This is a genomic window from Streptomyces bambusae, assembly GCF_019400985.1.
GTDB lineage: Bacteria > Actinomycetota > Actinomycetes > Streptomycetales > Streptomycetaceae > Streptomyces > Streptomyces bambusae_A.
In genome coordinates this window covers 1-1,292 of the sequence record NZ_WTFF01000642.1, presented here as the reverse complement: position 1 = coordinate 1,292, position 1,292 = coordinate 1, and the positions used below count along the sequence as shown (strand labels likewise).

1 protein-coding gene and 1 pseudogene are annotated in these 1,292 nt (G+C 76.6%); one reads left to right on the top strand and one right to left on the bottom strand.

The window, feature by feature from the left end; translation table 11 throughout:
* Positions 1-74: 74 nt before the first annotated feature.
* A pseudogene (locus tag GPJ59_RS36260) lies at positions 75-725 on the top strand (glycosyltransferase family 4 protein); the annotation flags it as partial.
* 158 nt (positions 726-883) lie between these two features.
* Here GPJ59_RS36260 and GPJ59_RS36255 read toward each other — a convergent pair.
* A partial coding sequence (locus tag GPJ59_RS36255) for a PucR family transcriptional regulator (RefSeq protein ID WP_219672361.1) occupies positions 884-1,292 on the bottom strand: 409 nt, incomplete at its 5' end.

Genomic DNA, 1,292 nt, shown 5'->3' with positions numbered 1-1,292 from the left:
CTGATAGTGGAGCACCCGGTATCAACACATAACCAGTGATGCCGTCGGCACGGTCAGAGGTGTATAAGGGACAGGACCTGGCCCGGCTGCGCGGTGCGCGGGACGCCCGGCTGGCCCCCGTCACGGTGCCGCCGGCGCCGCCGGGCGACGCGGACCCCGGGAAGGTCCGGGCGGAACTCGGCGCGGTGGACCGGCCGCTGATCGTCGCCGTGGGCAGCCTCGTGGCCCGCCGCGGCTACGGGGTGCTGCTGGACGCCGCGCGGGCCTGGCGGGCGCTGGAGCCCCTGCCGCTGCTGGTGATCGCGGGGGAGGGCGAGCTGCGGGCGGACCTGTCCCGGCGGATCGGGGCGGAGGGCCTGCCGGTACGGCTGCTGGGGCGGCGTACGGACGTCCCGGACCTGCTGGCGGCGGCGGATGTCGCCGTGCTGCCGAGCCGCTGGGAGGCGCGGTCGCTGCTGGCACAGGAGGCACTGCGGAACGGGGTGGCGCTGGTGGCGACGAAGGTCGGCGGGGTGCCGGAGCTGGTCGGGGACGCGGCGGTCCTGGTGCCCTACGGCGACGCGGCCGCGCTGTCCCGGGCGGTCGCCTCGCTGATCGCCGACCCGGCCCGTCGCGCGGCTCTGGCCGCGGCGGGGCAGGTCCAGGCGGCGACGTGGCCGTCGGAGGACGACACGGTGGCGCAGGTGCTGTCGGTCTACGACGAGCTGATGGAGCGGGGGCGCTAGCCAGGGCCTGGCCGGGGAACGGGGCCGCTGCGCGGGGCTCCCTTCCCCACCCCGCCCCTTCCCGAAACCGGGGCTCCGCCCCGGACCCCGCGCCTCAAACGCCGGCGGGGCTGTAATGGTTGCGGTCGGGGCTGGATATGCCCAGCCCGGAGCCCCTGTCAGGACGGTGGCGTGTGGCGGCGGGCGCGGAGGGCCAGGCTCAGGGCCAGGACCGTCTCCGGGTCGTCCAGGTCGGTGCCCAGGAGCTCCGCGATGCGGGCCAGCCGGTTGTACAGGGTCTGGCGGTTGAGGTGGAGTTCGCGGGCCGTCTCCGCCTTGCGCCCCGCGTGGGCCAGGTACGTCTCCAGGGTGGGCAGCAGCGCCGGCTTCGACGTCGCGTCGTGGACCCGCAGCGCGCCGATCGCGCGGTCCACGAAGGCCGCCAGGTCGGGGTGTTCGCGCAGCCGCCACAGCAGCAGGTCGATGTCCAGGCGGCGCGCGTCGTACCAGGGCCGGGCCGGCAGGCCGTGCGCGGCCGTGGCGGTCTCGGCCGCGTGCCGCAGCCCCGAGGAGGCCGCCGCCCAGCCG